Annotated in this window: 14 protein-coding genes; 8 read left to right on the plus strand and 6 right to left on the minus strand. The window is 74.1% G+C overall.

What is annotated here, in order from left to right; all coding sequences use genetic code 11:
* The first annotated feature begins 17 nt into the window (after positions 1 to 17).
* Both ACIRBX_RS08655 and ACIRBX_RS08660 read left to right on the plus strand, forming a co-directional pair.
* Positions 18 to 2,411 (plus strand): TOMM precursor leader peptide-binding protein, encoded by a 2,394-nt coding sequence (locus tag ACIRBX_RS08655; RefSeq protein WP_402294702.1) that lies wholly within the window; start codon positions 18 to 20, stop codon positions 2,409 to 2,411.
* Between the two features lie 139 nt (positions 2,412 to 2,550).
* A complete protein-coding gene (locus tag ACIRBX_RS08660) occupies positions 2,551 to 4,041 on the plus strand; it encodes a SagB family peptide dehydrogenase (RefSeq protein ID WP_402294703.1) in 1,491 nt (496 codons plus the stop codon).
* A 112-nt stretch (positions 4,042 to 4,153) separates the two neighbouring features.
* On the opposite strand, the gene ACIRBX_RS08665 is transcribed toward ACIRBX_RS08660, so the two are convergent.
* From ACIRBX_RS08665 to ACIRBX_RS08675, 3 genes are all read right to left on the minus strand, one after another.
* Positions 4,154 to 4,822 (minus strand): response regulator, encoded by a 669-nt coding sequence (locus ACIRBX_RS08665; RefSeq protein ID WP_402294705.1) that lies wholly within the window; start codon positions 4,820 to 4,822, stop codon positions 4,154 to 4,156.
* A gap of 195 nt (positions 4,823 to 5,017) precedes the next feature.
* Positions 5,018 to 5,248 (minus strand): hypothetical protein, encoded by a 231-nt coding sequence (locus ACIRBX_RS08670; RefSeq protein WP_402294706.1) that lies wholly within the window; start codon positions 5,246 to 5,248, stop codon positions 5,018 to 5,020.
* A 278-nt stretch (positions 5,249 to 5,526) separates the two neighbouring features.
* Complete coding sequence (locus ACIRBX_RS08675) at positions 5,527 to 5,847, minus strand: hypothetical protein (protein WP_402294708.1); 321 nt, start codon at positions 5,845 to 5,847, stop codon at positions 5,527 to 5,529.
* A gap of 325 nt (positions 5,848 to 6,172) precedes the next feature.
* Between ACIRBX_RS08675 and ACIRBX_RS08680 the strand changes: the two genes are divergently transcribed.
* Positions 6,173 to 7,177, plus strand: a complete 1,005-nt coding sequence (locus ACIRBX_RS08680) for a LuxR C-terminal-related transcriptional regulator (RefSeq protein ID WP_402294710.1) — start codon at positions 6,173 to 6,175, stop codon at positions 7,175 to 7,177.
* Positions 7,178 to 7,530: 353 nt separating this feature from the next.
* Here ACIRBX_RS08680 and ACIRBX_RS08685 read toward each other — a convergent pair whose 3' ends face one another.
* Positions 7,531 to 9,030, minus strand: coding sequence for an MFS transporter (locus ACIRBX_RS08685; protein WP_402294712.1), 1,500 nt, complete (start codon positions 9,028 to 9,030; stop codon positions 7,531 to 7,533).
* Positions 9,031 to 9,135: 105 nt separating this feature from the next.
* Between ACIRBX_RS08685 and ACIRBX_RS08690 the strand changes: the two genes are divergently transcribed.
* Positions 9,136 to 10,113, plus strand: a complete 978-nt coding sequence (locus tag ACIRBX_RS08690) for a helix-turn-helix transcriptional regulator (protein ID WP_402294714.1) — start codon at positions 9,136 to 9,138, stop codon at positions 10,111 to 10,113.
* A 124-nt stretch (positions 10,114 to 10,237) separates the two neighbouring features.
* On the opposite strand, the gene ACIRBX_RS08695 is transcribed toward ACIRBX_RS08690, so the two are convergent.
* A complete protein-coding gene (locus tag ACIRBX_RS08695; RefSeq protein ID WP_402294716.1) occupies positions 10,238 to 10,804 on the minus strand; it encodes a heme-binding protein in 567 nt (188 codons plus the stop codon).
* A gap of 286 nt (positions 10,805 to 11,090) precedes the next feature.
* Between ACIRBX_RS08695 and ACIRBX_RS08700 the strand changes: the two genes are divergently transcribed.
* The 3 genes from ACIRBX_RS08700 to ACIRBX_RS08710 all read left to right on the plus strand — a co-directional run bounded on the left by ACIRBX_RS08700 (position 11,091) and on the right by ACIRBX_RS08710 (position 12,504).
* Positions 11,091 to 11,324 carry a hypothetical protein gene (locus ACIRBX_RS08700; RefSeq protein ID WP_402294718.1) on the plus strand — a complete coding sequence of 78 codons (234 nt, stop codon included), beginning with the start codon at positions 11,091 to 11,093 and terminating at the stop codon, positions 11,322 to 11,324.
* Positions 11,325 to 11,436: 112 nt separating this feature from the next.
* Positions 11,437 to 11,715: a hypothetical protein gene (locus tag ACIRBX_RS08705; protein WP_402294719.1), complete on the plus strand. Its 279-nt coding sequence runs from the start codon at positions 11,437 to 11,439 to the stop codon at positions 11,713 to 11,715.
* Positions 11,716 to 12,015: 300 nt separating this feature from the next.
* Positions 12,016 to 12,504: an NUDIX domain-containing protein gene (locus tag ACIRBX_RS08710; RefSeq protein WP_402294721.1), complete on the plus strand. Its 489-nt coding sequence runs from the start codon at positions 12,016 to 12,018 to the stop codon at positions 12,502 to 12,504.
* A 7-nt stretch (positions 12,505 to 12,511) separates the two neighbouring features.
* On the opposite strand, the gene ACIRBX_RS08715 is transcribed toward ACIRBX_RS08710, so the two are convergent.
* Positions 12,512 to 13,213, minus strand: a complete 702-nt coding sequence (locus ACIRBX_RS08715; protein ID WP_402294723.1) for a class I SAM-dependent DNA methyltransferase — start codon at positions 13,211 to 13,213, stop codon at positions 12,512 to 12,514.
* 8 nt (positions 13,214 to 13,221) lie between these two features.
* Here ACIRBX_RS08715 and ACIRBX_RS08720 point away from each other — a divergent pair, with 8 nt between their 5' ends.
* Complete coding sequence (locus ACIRBX_RS08720; protein WP_402294724.1) at positions 13,222 to 13,836, plus strand: GNAT family N-acetyltransferase; 615 nt, start codon at positions 13,222 to 13,224, stop codon at positions 13,834 to 13,836.
* Positions 13,837 to 13,867: the final 31 nt, after the last annotated feature.

Below are 13,867 nucleotides of genomic sequence, written 5' to 3' on the forward strand. Positions count from 1 at the left end.
AGATCCGAGGGACCGTCATGTCCGACACCACAGCGGCCGACCTCGCGGCGGCCGACATCACCACCGACCACACCGCAACGACCGGCACCGCAATGGCCGGCACCGCAACGGCCGGCACCGCATCGACCCACGCTGCATCGACCCACGCCGCAGCGACCGACGGCACGATCGGCTTCAAGCACCAGTACACCCCCTACGTGGTGGCCGGCGAGGCCGTCTACCTGGTCTCCGAGCGAGGCGTCTCGGTGGTGGACGGGGGCCTGGCCCAGGCCCTCGCCCCGCTGCTGGACGGCACCCGCACCGCCGAGCAGATCGGCGAGGCGCTGCGCGGCACCGTCCCGGCCGACAAGGTCAGGATCGCGGTCGACCGCCTGCGCGAGCGCGGCTACCTGGCCGACACCGGCCCGGTCCGGGACCCGGCGGTGGCCGCCTACTTCGAGATGGCCGGTCTGGACGGCGCCGCCGCGAGCACCGCGCTGCGCACGGCCCGGGCCCGGGTCGAGGTGTACGGCGAGCTGGACCCGGAGCCCTTCCTGGCCGCGCTGGCCGGGGCCGGGGTGACGGTGGACCAGGAGGCCGAGTTCACCGTCGCGCTGACCGACGACTACCTGCACCCCGGCCTGGCCGAGCGGGACCGCGCGGCCCGGGAGAGCGGCCGGCCGTGGCTGCTGGTCCGGCCGGTCGGCTCGATCCTCTGGGTCGGCCCGGTCTTCGTGCCCGGCCCGGCCGAGGACGAGACCACCACCGGCTGCTGGGAGTGCCTGGCCCACCGGCTCTCGGCCAACCGGCAGTCGCTCAGCTACCTCCAGCACCGCCTGGGCCAGGACAACCCGATCTCCACGGCCGGTGCCCACCTGGCACCGACGCTGGGGGCGGGCGTCCAGCTGGCCGCGCTGGAGACCGCCAAGTGGCTGGCCGGCGTCCGCCCGGCCGAGCCGGTGGTGCTCACCCTGGACACGGTGCTGCTGGAGACCGAGCGGCACCGGCTGATCCGCCGCCCGCAATGCCCGGCCTGCGGGGACGAGGGCCTGGTCGCGGAGCGCCAGTCGGCGCCGGTCCGGTTCGAGAGCCGCCCGAAGGCGTTCACCGCCGACGGCGGCCACCGGTCCGCCTCGCCGGAGGACATGCTGGACCGGTACAAGCCCCAACTCTCGCCCGTCACCGGCGTGGTGACCTCGCTGGTGCCGGCCGGCCGCACCCCCACCGGGCTGCGGGTCTACGTCTCCGGACAGAACCTCTCCCGCCGCAGCGGCGACCTCAAGCAGCTCCGCACCGGCCTGCGCTCGGTGAGCTGCGGCAAGGGCCGCACCGACGTGCAGGCCAGGGCCAGTGCGCTGGGCGAGGCGATGGAGCGGTACTCCGGCGTCTTCCAGGGGGACGAGGCCCGCCGCCGGGCCACCTTCGCCGAGTTGGGCGACGCCGCGATCCACCCCTCGGCCTCGCTGCTCTACAGCGAGCGGCAGTACGCCGAGCGGGAGCAGTGGAACGGCCAGCCCTCGATGTTCAACACGATCCCCGAGCGGTTCCGCGAGCAGGACGAGATCGAGTGGTCCCCGGCCTGGTCGCTGACCGAGCAGCGGACCCGCTGGCTGCCCACCATGTCGCTGTACTACGGCTACCGGCACCACGACGGCTTCTTCGCGGCCGGCGACTCCAACGGCTGCGCGGCCGGCACCTCCTTCGAGGACGCCACCCTGCAGGGCTTCCTGGAGCTGGTGGAGCGGGACGCGGTGGCGCTCTGGTGGTACAACCGGGTGCAGCGCCCGGCCATCGACCTGGACGCCTTCGGCGACCCGTACATCGGTCAACTCCGGGAGATCTACCGGGGGTTGAACCGGGAGATCTGGGCCCTCGATCTGACCTCGGACTTCGGCATCCCGGTGGTCGGGGCGTTCTCCCGGCGCACCGACAAGCCGGCCGAGGACATCCTGATCGCCTTCGGCGCCCACCTGGACCCGCACATCGCGCTCACCCGGGCGCTCACCGAGATGAACCAGTTCCTCGGCCCGGTGGCCGGGGACGAGAACGGCCACGTCAGCTACGCCGGGGCCGACCGCGAGCAGAAGCAGTGGTGGCTGACCGCCACCGTGCAGAACCAGCCCTACCTGCTGCCCGACCCGGCCGCCGAGGCGGCCGGCCCGGACCGCTGGGAGCCGCTGGCCGGCGCCGACCTCGCCGAGGACCTGGCGCTGGTCCAACGCCTGGTCGAGGAGCGGGGGATGGAGTTCCTGGTGCTCGACCAGACCCGCCCCGACATCGGCCTCCCGGTGGCCAAGGTGATCGTCCCCGGCATGCGGCACTTCTGGGCCCGGTTCGCCCCCGGCCGGCTGTACGACGTGCCGGTGGCCCTGGGCTGGCTTGACGCGCCCACGCCGGAGGAGGACCTCAACCCGATCCCGATCTTCATCTGATCCACCCGCCCGGCCGCCGCCCCGATCCACGCGGCGGCGGCCCGGGCTGGTCGTCCGGACCCCGCCGTGCGCCCGCCGCGCGGCGGAGTCGTCCGGAGGGGCCCGAACGACCAGCCCAGACCCGGAAAGAGGTTCAACCATGACCGTGACCGAACAGCTGCCTCCCGACCTCGCCGCCGAGGGCGGGGCGCCGCGGACGCTGCTGCGGCTGCGTCCCGAGGTGGAAGTCACCGCCCAGGGTGACGACCTGGAACTCAGCCACCCGTGGGGCCGGCAGCGCGTGCACGCGCTCGGCGCCGAAACCGTCCAGCGGCTCGCCGCCCTCACCCGGGGCCACCTCGACGTCGGTGAACTCGCCGACGGCGGACGGCTCTACCACCTGCTCAGCCGATTCCCCTACCTGGTCTCCACCACGCTGGCCGACCCGCTCGGCGAGCCACTGGCGACCGCCGTCCCGATCGCCCGGGCGGCCGGACTGCCGGGCCTGGTCCGGGCCCCCTCGACGGTGGTGCTGTCGCGCTTCGCCTACCTGCGGCGGCTGCCGGAGGAGCACGCCGGGGCCTGCGTGCTGGAGTCCCCGATGGCGCCCTTCCGCCTGACGCTGCACCAGCCGGCCGCAGGCGCCTTCGTGGCGGCGGTGACCGCGAACCGCTCGGTCGCCGAGGCGGCCCTGCTGGCCGGGATCAGCCAGCCGGCCGGGCAGGCGCTGGCCGGGCTGCTGGCCGGGGCCGGCTTCCTGGACGACGGCGCGACCGGCGAGCCGCCGCTCTGGGACTTCCACGACCTGCTGTTCCACGCCCGCAGCCGCCCGGGGCGGCACGACTACCCGAGCGGCGGCCTGTTCGCCCACCCGGAGGTGGCCCAGCTGCCGGCCATCCCCGGCGCCGGTGCCCGGGAGGACGGCACGGGCATCGACCTCCCGGTGCCGGACTGGGACGAGGTGCTGGCCCGCGACCCGGCGCTCAGCGAGGTGCTGGAGGGCCGCCGCTCGGTCCGCAGCTACGCCGAAACCCCGGTCACCCTGGCCCAGTTGGGCGAGCTGCTGTACCGGGTGGCCCGGGTCCGCCGGGTGATCCCGGGCGACCCGTCCGATCCGCACGGCTACGACATCGTGGACCGGCCCTACCCGGCCGGCGGCTCCACCGGGGAGCTGGAGATCTACCTCTCGGTGGTGCGCTGCGACGGTCTGGTGCCGGGCGTCTACCGCTACGACGCGGCGGCGCACCGGCTGCGGCCCCGGCCGTTCGCGGGCACCGCCGACGAGGCGGCCTTCCGGGAGCTGATGACCGCGGCCTGGCGGGCCACCGGCTGCACGGTGGACCCGCAGGTGCTGCTCACCGTCACCTCGCGGTTCGGCCGGCTCTCCTGGAAGTACAGCCAGATCGCCTACGCGCTGACCCTCAAGCACGTCGGCGTGGTCTACCAGACGCTCTACCTGGTCGCCACCGCGATGGGCCTGGCCCCCTGCGGCCTCGGCTCCGGCGACACCGACGCGGCGGCCCGGGCGCTCGGCCTGGACTGGACGGCCGAGTCCTCGGTCGGCGAGTTCCTGATCGGCAGCCGCCCGGCCGACGTGCCGCGCACCGCGCACGGCTTCCGTGACATCGTCGCGCCCTCGCGCGGCAACTGACGTACCGTTGTCGGTCTTTGCGCTCTGAACCCGGACATGCCGATGCCCCGCCGTGGAGTGGCGGGGCAGCGGCATGTCCATGGGTGTTTCCGGCCCGGTGGCCTCGGCGGCCTCAGAGCCAGCCGTGCTCGCGGGCGATCCGGATGGCGTCGCAGCGGTTGCGTCCGTGGGTCTTGGCGATCGCGGACGAGACGTAGTTGCGCACCGTGCCGGGGGAGAGCGAGAGGGCGGCGGCCACCTCGGAGATGGTGGCTCCCTCGGCGACGTGGCCGAGCACCGTGAGCTCGCGGGGGGTGAGCGGCACGGCGGCCGGCCGGACCACCTCCGCGACCAGGCGGGGGTCGTAGACCTGTCCGCCCCGGGCGAGTTCGCGGACGGCCGAGATCAGCGCGCCGGGCGGCACGTCCTTGAGCAGGACCCCGGCGACCCCGTCGGCGACCGCCCGCTGGAGGTCGGAGGACCGCGGCACCGCGATCATGAGCAGGACGGCGGTCTCCGGTGAGCGGTCCCGGATCAGGGCGGCCGTGGCGGGGCCTCCGGAGCCGGGCAGGTCCAGGTCGAGGACCGCGACGGTCGGCCTGGTCCGGGCGGCCTCGGCGGCGGCCTCCTCGGCGTTGGTCGACTCGGAGACCACGGCGAGGCCGTGCTCCCGGTCGAGCAGGGCGCCGAGCCCCGAACGGAACAGCTGGTGTCCGTCGGCGAGCAGGACGCTCACGTCGGTGGTCCCGGCGGGGGTGGCCGGCACCGAACGGTACGGGGGTTGGTCCAGGAGGGTGATCATCCGGCTACCTCGGTGACAGGAAGTGTCGGGCGAACGAGTGGACTGACGAGCGGTCAGGCAGGAAGCGCTGGTGGTGCGTGCGGTACGTGCGGTGCTGGTGGTGCGGTGGCACGGGTGACAGGGGTGACACGCGTGACACGGGTCGTGCTGGTCGTGCCGGCCGTGCTGGTGGTGCGGTCAGTGGAGGGGTGCTGCTCACCCCCAGCCCCAGGTGCCCTGGGTGCCGGTGGGGATCGGGATCGGGGTGCCGGCCGGAGCCGGAACGGGCGCCGGCTGGCCACCGGTGACCGCGTCGGGGGCGGCGGTGCCGTCGGCGAAGACGACGACCGAGGTCGGGGCGGAGTCGGCCAGCTGCAGGGCCGCCGTGCCGGTCAGAACGCTGAAACCCAGGGCGACAATCGTGAGGAAACGGACCTTCTGCGTCATGGGTGTGCCCAACCTCTCGCAATTCGACTTGAACCCCGGGCTGCTTCCGGGACTCGAAGAGTGCGGCTGACGGTCCTCACCGGGCCCCCGGAGGGGCTGCTGTCCCGGTGTTCCGGTCCGTCGTTCTTGCCGACACCATGAGATTGGCCGCCCGGGGTGCTCCCTGTCAGCACTCCGAGCTGGCACCAGAGTGCCGTGACACCCTGAGGCCAGCTCGGGCCGGTTGGTGCCAGGTGCCCCGCAGTGGCACTGACCTGCGGGGATGCCCCGCAAGGAGGTCAGGGGAGGCTGGGCAGCTCGTGCAGGCCGAGGGCGAGCCGGGAGTCCGCCTCGCAGTGCAGAAGGTGCCACCCGCTCAGTACGGCGCCGGGGGCGGTCACTTGGTGCCACGCCTCGCGCAGCCCGTCCTCGGCGTCCAGCAGGCTGCCGGCCACCACGAAGGCCACCGCGTCCACCGCCTGCGGCGTCACCCGCACGCGCGCGTGGCTGAGCCGGGCCGGGCCCCGGAAGCCGCGCTCCAGGCCGTCCCGCACGGTGGGTGCCCCGGGAGGGCAGGCCGAGGGGCCGCTCGTCTCCAGGTGGGCACGAATCGCGTACACAGCACCAAGACTGATGCACCGGCAGGCCTTCGACCGGCAGTTCCGGGTGGCATTTCGCCGCCTGGCACCAACATGTCGCGGTCAAGCCTGGGTCAAATGCCGCTCGGGCGGCGGAGGCCCGCCCTCCGCCGCCACCTGCGCGGAGGGGTGCCCGGGCCTTCACGGTTCATCCATCGGATCGCCGCGATTGTCCGGAAGACTGTTCTAAGTTCCGTCAAGTAACGCTACGCTGACCGCCTGTCAGTGTCGGGTAGCGGACACGGCGGTCCGACGTTCGGTCCCACGGGGAGGGTGTGATGTGTTCCGACCTCTTGGCGACGGAACGTTGACCGAGTCCCGGCCGATCGGGCTCGACCCGTTCGGCGAAGCGGTGTACCGGACGATGCTGCTCCACCCGGAGCTGGACACCCACGGCATCGCCGCCCGGCTGGAGGCCCCCGAGGCCGAAGTCCGGTCGGCACTGGACCACTTGGCCGATCTGGCGCTCACCAGACCCACCGGCGCGGACGACCGCTGGCGCGCGGTCAACCCGGAGCTCGGCCTGGCCACCCTGCTCGCCCGGCAGGAGGCCGAGGCGGCCCGCCGGCAGCAGGAGATCGAGCGCAGCCGGGCCGCGATGGCCGGGCTGATCGCCGAGTACGCCAGTGTGCGCACGCCAGCGAACCAGACCGGGGTGGAGCTGATCTCCGACCTCGGCGAGGTGCGCGGCCGACTGGTCCAACTCGCCTCCGACGCAACGGCGGAGGTGCTGGCACTCGCCCCCGGCGGCCCGCAGCCGCCGCAGGTGATGGAGGCCAGCCGGGCGCTCGACCAGGAGACCCTGGAGCGCGGCGTCCGGATGCGCACCATCTACCAGGACAGCGTGCGCAACGACCCGGCCACCGTGCAGTACGCCCGCTGGCTGCACGGCCTCGGCGGCGCGGTGCGCACCACCCCGACCCTGCCGCTGCGGATGATCCTGGTGGACAACGCCACCGCCATCGTCCCGATCGACCCGGAGGACCCGACCAAGGGCGCGGTGCTGCTGCACAGCCCCGGGGTGATCGCCGCGCTGCGTGCACTCTTCGAGCAACTCTGGGACCAGGCGCGGGCCTTGGGTGAGACGGTGCAGCGCGACCCGCACGGTCTGACCGCGCAGGAGCGCGAACTGCTCCGGCTGCTCGCCGAGGGCCTGACCGACGAGCGGGCCGGCCAGCGGCTCGGGGTCTCGCTGCGCACCGTCCGCCGGATGATGGCCGACCTGATGGTCAGGGTGGACGCGCGCAGCCGCTTCCAGGCCGGCATCCAGGTCGCCGCCCTCGGCTGGCTCGGCGAGCCCAGCTCCCGCTGAGTCTCCGTCAGGGCCTGCTCCCGCCCCGGCCTTCGGACAGTACCTCGCCGAGCGCGGCACGCGGGCCGGGCCGGAGTGCGGGGTCACCTGACCGAGTCGGCCGGCGTGCACCCGGTGGCCCCGGGGCGTGGGGGAACGACGGGTTCGAGGCGTGGGGAGCCGGTCGACCCGGGGCGCGGGGAGCTGCGCGGGGCGGAGGTGACGCCCGCATACCGGGTACGGAGGACCACCGGCACGTAGCGCTCCGTACTCCGGCACCCGGGCCGACTTCGCCGTCCCGCGCAGCTCCCCGCGCCCCTGACCGCCCTCCGGGCGGCATGGGCGGCCCGAGGGGCGGTCAGGGGGAGGGGCGGTCAGACCAGGGCGGGCTCCCGGTCGGCCGGGGCCGACGTGCCGTCAGGGGTGGCCTCCGCCGGGCGGGCGGTGCGGCGAGGGAGGGCGAAGACCAGGGCGAAGACCAGCAGCAGGCCGCCGGCCACCCACCAGAGGGCGTGCTGGAAGGCGTCCACGAAGACCGGCCCCATCGGCCCGGCGGCCGGATCGGCGGCGTCGACCACGGTGAAGAACGCCACCGAGGAGAGCCCGAGGCCGAGCGCGAAGCCCAACTGCTGGGTGGTGTTGACGAGTCCGGAGGCCGAGCCGGAGTGCTCGCGCGGCACCTCGGAGAGCACCAGGTCGGTGAGCGGCGCCACGATCAGGCCCATCCCGAGGCCCATCAGCACCAGCGGCGGCAGCATCTGCCAGAAGGCGACGGACTGCCCGTACCGGTCCGCCTCGGCCAGGTAGAGCAGGGTCCCGGCCGCCATCACCAGCGCGCCCGCCTGGAGCACCTTCCGGCCGAACCGCGGCACCAGCACCTGGACCGAGGTGCCGGCCGCCGCCGAGACCGCCAGCGAGAACGGGATGCCGACCAGGCCGGCCTTCAACACGCTCCAGCCGAGGCCGAGTTGCAGGTAGAGGGTCCAGACCAGGAAGAAGATGCCGGTGGCCAGTCCGAAGCAGAGCTGCACGCCCAGCCCGCCCGCGAAGCTCCGCACCCGGAACAGCGTCAGCTCCACCAGCGGCGAGCCGTCCCGCCGGGTCTTGGCCTTCTCGTAGGCGACGAACAGCGCCAGCACCGGGAGGCTCAGGCCCATCGAGACGAAGCCCCAGAGCGGCCAGCCGGCCTCCCGGCCGTGGGTGAGCGGGTAGAGCAGCATCAGCAGGCCGACGGCGCCGATCACCATGCCGACCAGGTCCAGCTTGAGCGCGCGCTCGGCCCGGGACTCACCGACGTACTTGGCGCCCAGCACCAGGGCGGCCACCCCGATCGGCAGGTTGACCAGGAAGATCGGCCGCCAGCCGAGGCCGAACAGGTCCCACTGGGTCAGCAGCGCACCCACCAGCGGGCCGAGCACCGCGCCCATCCCGACCATCGCGCCGAACAGGCCGAAGACCTTGCCGCGCTCTTCGGCGGAGAACGACACGTGGATGATGGAGAGCACCTGGGGCACCATCAGGGACGCCGTGGCACCCTGCAACACCCGGGCGCCGACCAGGACTTCGGGGCTCCAGGCCAGGCCGCAGAGCGCCGAGGCGAGGGTGAAGCCGGTGATGCCCAGCAGGAACAGCCGCTTGCGGCCGTGGATGTCACCGAGCCGCCCGCCGGTGATCAGGCCGACCGCGAAGGCCAGCGCGTACCCGGCGGTGATCCACTGGAGCGCGCCGAAGCCCGCTCCCAGGTCCTGCTGGATGCTCGGCATCGCGATGTTCACGATGGTGACGTCGACCAGGTCCATCAGACTGGCCGTCATCACCACCGCCAGCGCGAGCCAGCGCCTCCGGTCGGGGGCGGTCACGGGGGTGGTGGACATGGGGGTACTCCTTCGGCCAGGACGCCGTGCGTCGCTCGGGAACGGTCCGAAGATAGGGGCCATCTAGGTCAGATCCTGGCCGCTTGGTCCGTCATGCTGAATCCCATGACGGACACCCCGGCCAGGCTGCTGAGCCTGCTCTCCCTCCTCCAGACCCCGCGCGAGTGGCCAGGCAGCGAATTGGCCGACCGGCTCCGGGTCAGCCCCCGCACCATCCGCCGCGACATCGAGCGCCTGCGCGAGCTCGGGTACCCGGTGGAGGCCACCAAGGGCGCGATCGGCGGCTACCGGCTGGTGGCCGGCGCCGCGATGCCGCCGCTGCTGCTCGACGACGAGGAGGCGGTGGCGATCGCGGTCGGCCTGCGGGCCGCCGCCGGGCAGGCGGTGGAGGGCATCGAGGAGGCGTCGGTGCGGGCCCTGGCCAAGCTGGTCCAGGTGCTGCCGTCCCGGCTGCGGCACCGGGTCGGCTCGCTGAACGCGGCCACCGTGCCGATGGTCGGGGCCGGGCCCCGGGTCGATCCCGAGGTGCTGACCACCCTGGCCGCCGCGGCCTCCGGCCGGGAGCGGCTGCGCTTCGGGTACCGGGCCGGGGACGGCGCCGAGACCCGCCGGCTGGTCGAGCCGCACCGGCTGGTGGCCACCGGGCGGCGCTGGTACCTGGTCGCCTTCGACAACGAGCGGGACGACTGGCGGATCTTCCGGGTGGACCGGGTGACCGCCCCTCAGCTCACCGGAGCCCGCTGCGCGGCGCGGGAGCTGCCCGCGGAGGACGCGGGCGAGTACGTCCGGGAACGGCTGCACACCCGCCCGCGCAGCTTCGAGGCGGTGGCCGTGCTGGACGCGCCGCCGGAGCGGATGCGGGAGCGGTTCGGCATGGCCGAGGACGAGCTGACCGCGCTGGCGGACGGGCGGACGCTGCTGCGCACCCGGTCCGACTCGCTGGAGTGGATCGGCATCCGACTGGCCGCGCTGGGCTGCGAGTTCGAGGTCCGCGAGCCCGCCGAGCTGGTCACGCACCTGCGCGAGCTGGCGGCCCGTACGCTCCGCGCGGCCGAGGCCTCCGGCGCCCCCGGCCGAGGCTGACCACTCGTCAGGCAGGGCCGCCGACGGGGCCCTCCGCGCGGGAGGCGGTCACCGGCGCGCGGGGGTCTCCGCCGGTGACCGCCGGTCCGTGGCGGTGCCGGGTGCCAGGTGCCCGGCAGCCGGGTCACTTGCCGAGCGCGGCCACGCCGGCCTGGGCGAACTTCTCGTCCAGGTCGCCGGACGGCGCACCGGCGACGCCGATGCCGGCGATCGGGGCGCCCTTGTCGGCGACGGGGGCGCCACCACCGAGGAAGAGGGTGCCCGGGATGTCCTTCAGGTTCGGGGTCTGGGCCAGCCGCTTGACCAGCTCCGAGGTCGGGGCGTTCCAGGAGACGGCGGTGAACGCCTTGCGCTCGGCCGACTCGTACGACTGCGGGCCGGCGCCGTCGCCGCGCAGGGTGACCACGGTGTTGCCGTTGCGGTCCACCACCGCGACGGAGACCCGCTGGTTCTCCTTCTTCGCGGCGTCCAGCGCGGCCTGGGCGGCCTTGGTGGCGGCCTCGACGGTCAGGTGGGTGCTGGTGAAGGTCTCGTTCTTCTTCAGGTCCGCGGCGGGCTTGGCCTGGGCGGTCTGGGCGGTGTCGTTCTTCGGCGCGGCGTTGGCGGAGAGCACGCCGACGGTGCCGGCCCCGGCCACCGCGAGGACGGCGGCACCGGTCAGGACGCGGACCCGAACAGTCTTCTTCTGCATGCCAGTTGCTCCACTCAGGATTCGGGGGAGCCACCGGCTCCCGCTCTCGGTATCGATCCTCTCTCCGGTCGCGGCCCGATCCCGTCGGCGCCCCGGCCGACCAGGGGGTCATCCGATCGGTTGACCCCCCACCACCCGGGCGGCACCGGGGCGCCCCCGACCGGCACCTGACCGGCGCCCGACGGGTGCCCGGGACACGCCGCCGGGCTGCCGAGGGCACGCGCCGCAGTGGTGCCGGGCGGATACTGCTAGGGCCTGTCTTGTCGAACCCAGCAGGGACGGAGCCATGCGCGAGAACCCCGAGAATCCCGAGTTCCCCGAGGACTACGACGACTTCGAGGCGGAGGCGGCGCCCGTCGCCCAGGAGGTGGTGGACGCCGAGCGCGACGCCGCCGACCACGCGCCGGACGGCTACGAGCAACTGCGGGAGCGCCGCGCGCTCGGCCACGAGGAGGCGGACGACGCGGACGTGGCGGAGCAGAGCCGGGTGGTCGACCTGGACGAGGAGGAGTACCGCTGACCACCACCGATGGACAGAATGGGTCAGAAGGTTAGAATCCGGGCATAACTGCCTGGCGTCCGGATCGCCGCGCACACCGGCGGGGCGATCGTTCGCCGAACGGAGGTCGATGATGACCAAGCGATCCACGGGCATGATGACCAAGCTCCGCACCGGCACCCAGGAGCTGCTCCAGCGCCGGACCATGGCGGCCGACCCCGGCATGCGGCCACCGATGACCGGCGGCACCGGGATGACCGGCGATGCGTCCGCCCCGCACTTCGGCGACGCCGTCTTCAGCCACGGCGGTCGCCGTTCGATGGCCACCCCGGCCATGGCCGCCGGCCCGGCCCACCACGCCGAACTCCCCGGCCACCGACACCGGGGCGCGGAGAAGCACTCTGCCCACTGACCCCCACAACCACCCCCACGAGGGCGGCCCCCGGACCCCACCGGAGACCGCCCTCCTGCCGTACCCCCGTCCACCCGCCGCTCCGTGCCTCTCCGGAGGGCGGTCAGGAGGGCGGTCAGAGGCGCGGGGAGCTGGGCGAGACGGAAGGGGCGGCCCGTCTGACGGGTACGGACAGCCGCCCGTACGTGAGGCCCCGCGCCCGGCACGGAGGTCACCGTCTCTCGCTCCGCCCAGTTCTCCGCGCCCCACGGCCCTCCGGGCAGTAGGGTCCGAAGCTGATCCACGACCTGAAGGAGCGTCATGCCGGAGAAGCTGTTGCCCCGCGAGGAGTGGTTGGCCTCGCTGCCCCGCTCCTACACCGGATCGGGCTGCGTGCTCACCGACCCCGACGGGCGGGTGCTGATCGTGAAGGCCGGCTACCGCGAGCACTGGCAGTTCCCCGGCGGCACCATCGACCGGGGCGAGGACGGCGCCCGGTGCGCCGCCCGGGAGCTGGCGGAGGAGACCGGCATCGTCCGGGAGGCCGGCCCGCTGCTCGCGGTGGCCTGGACGCACGCCTCCGACGAACTCGACCACCCGGCCGTGCACTTCCTCTTCGACCTGGGCACCGTCGCCGCCGACACCCCGGTGGTGCTCCCCGAGGACGAGCTGGACGCATGGCAGTGGGCCACCGTCGAGGAGGCGCTGCGGCTGCTCGGGCCGAGCCGTTCGCTGCGGCTGGCCGCCGCCCTGGAGGCCCGGGCGGACGGCCGCCCCCGGATCGTCACCAGCCCCGAATCCGGCTTCTGACGTCGGGTCAGCCCTGCTTGCGGTACACGTACGCCGCCGAGACCGGGACGCCGAGGTGCTTGACCCACTTGGGCTTGAGGGCGGTCCACCGCTCGTCCACCACGGCCTCCCGCATCTCGGCCAGCTGCCAGCCCTCGCCCAGTGCGGCGGTCAGGTGGTCGCTGACCAGGTGCAGGTGGGTGTCGATGGCCAGGTCGGTGCCCTCGGCGGTGGTGAAGTGGGTGGGCATGCCGGCGGTCATGATGAACTGCGGGTGCAGGCCGACCAGGACGCAGAGCCCGCCCGGCGCGGCCAGCCGGTACGCCTCCCGGTAGAGCGGCGCGAGCTCGGGCAGGTGCTCGTCCACCAGCGAGGAGATGACCAGGTCGTACTCGCCCCCGGGGAGTCCGGTATCCGCCAAGTCCCCCTCCAGCAGCACCCGGTGGGCGCCCCGCAGGCGGGCCCGGTCCAGCATCTCGGGGGTCAGGTCCACCCCGTCCACGGCCGCCACCCCGCGCGCCCGCAGCCAGCCGCCGGTCCGCCCGGTGCCGCACCCCAGGTCGGCCGCCCGGGCCAGCTCCACCCAGTGCGGGACGGTCAGGTCCCCCAGCACCGCGAGGTCCATCAGGTCCTCGACGGTGTCCTCGTAGTTCGCCACCCACTGGCCGTAGCCGGTCCGGACGTCCACGGTCGGGTAGTGGCGGGAGTCAAAGTCCGCGAATTGCACCATACTTCGCAGTGTTCACTCACCGGCCGTACGGCCGCCAGCCATTTTCCCGGAGGCCCACGGTGCGGCTGCTGACCTTCCCCGAGGCCCGGGTGCCGGCCGAACTCCGCAGCCAGGTCTGGCAGTTGCAGGAGTCGGCCTGGCCGAGCGGTGCGCCCGACCCGGGCCTCAGCCATGATCCCGCGCTGGCCCCGGAGAGCCTGCTGCTGGTGGACGGCGCCCGGGTGCTGGCCGCGCTGGACCTGCTCATCAAGGAGATCGGGCACGACGGCGGCCGGTACCTGGCCCGGGGCCTGAGCTGTGTGGTCACCGACCCGGCCGAGCGAGGCCGGGGCCACGGCGGCCGGCTGGTCGGCGCCGCCCGGGCGGCCGTCCGGGAGAGCGGGGCGGACCTCGGGATCTTCAGCTGCGACCGGCCGCTCCGCGCGTTCTACCAGGGCGCCGGCTGGGCCGAACTCCCCGGTGCGGTCCTGGTCGGCGGCACCCCGGAGGACCCGTTCCCGACCGACCGGCCGGGGTTCGACAAGGTGGTGCTGGCCGACCTGTGCACCGAACGGGCCCGGTCGGCCGTCTGGGCGCACCGCCGGATCGCGCTCCACCCGGGCACGGTGGACCGCCTCTGGTGAGCGGCCCGGCGGACAGCGAGTCGGCCGGACC

It is taken from the genome of Kitasatospora sp. NPDC096147, from assembly GCF_044763225.1.
Classification (GTDB): Bacteria; Actinomycetota; Actinomycetes; order Streptomycetales; family Streptomycetaceae; genus Kitasatospora.

Excerpts from the sequence above, each read along its gene's own strand:
- ACIRBX_RS08655 (WP_402294702.1), top strand. The coding sequence starts at position 18 with ATGTCCGACACCACAGCGGCCGACCTCGCGGCGGCCGACATCACCACC.
- ACIRBX_RS08685 (WP_402294712.1), bottom strand. The coding sequence starts at position 9,030 with ATGTCCACCACCCCCGTGACCGCCCCCGACCGGAGGCGCTGGCTCGCG.
- ACIRBX_RS08705 (WP_402294719.1), top strand. The coding sequence starts at position 11,437 with ATGACCAAGCGATCCACGGGCATGATGACCAAGCTCCGCACCGGCACC.
- ACIRBX_RS08690 (WP_402294714.1), top strand. The coding sequence starts at position 9,136 with ATGACGGACACCCCGGCCAGGCTGCTGAGCCTGCTCTCCCTCCTCCAG.
- ACIRBX_RS08660 (WP_402294703.1), top strand. The coding sequence starts at position 2,551 with ATGACCGTGACCGAACAGCTGCCTCCCGACCTCGCCGCCGAGGGCGGG.
- ACIRBX_RS08695 (WP_402294716.1), bottom strand. The coding sequence starts at position 10,804 with ATGCAGAAGAAGACTGTTCGGGTCCGCGTCCTGACCGGTGCCGCCGTC.
- ACIRBX_RS08710 (WP_402294721.1), top strand. The coding sequence starts at position 12,016 with ATGCCGGAGAAGCTGTTGCCCCGCGAGGAGTGGTTGGCCTCGCTGCCC.
- ACIRBX_RS08670 (WP_402294706.1), bottom strand. The coding sequence starts at position 5,248 with ATGACGCAGAAGGTCCGTTTCCTCACGATTGTCGCCCTGGGTTTCAGC.
- ACIRBX_RS08700 (WP_402294718.1), top strand. The coding sequence starts at position 11,091 with ATGCGCGAGAACCCCGAGAATCCCGAGTTCCCCGAGGACTACGACGAC.
- ACIRBX_RS08665 (WP_402294705.1), bottom strand. The coding sequence starts at position 4,822 with ATGATCACCCTCCTGGACCAACCCCCGTACCGTTCGGTGCCGGCCACC.
- ACIRBX_RS08715 (WP_402294723.1), bottom strand. The coding sequence starts at position 13,213 with ATGGTGCAATTCGCGGACTTTGACTCCCGCCACTACCCGACCGTGGAC.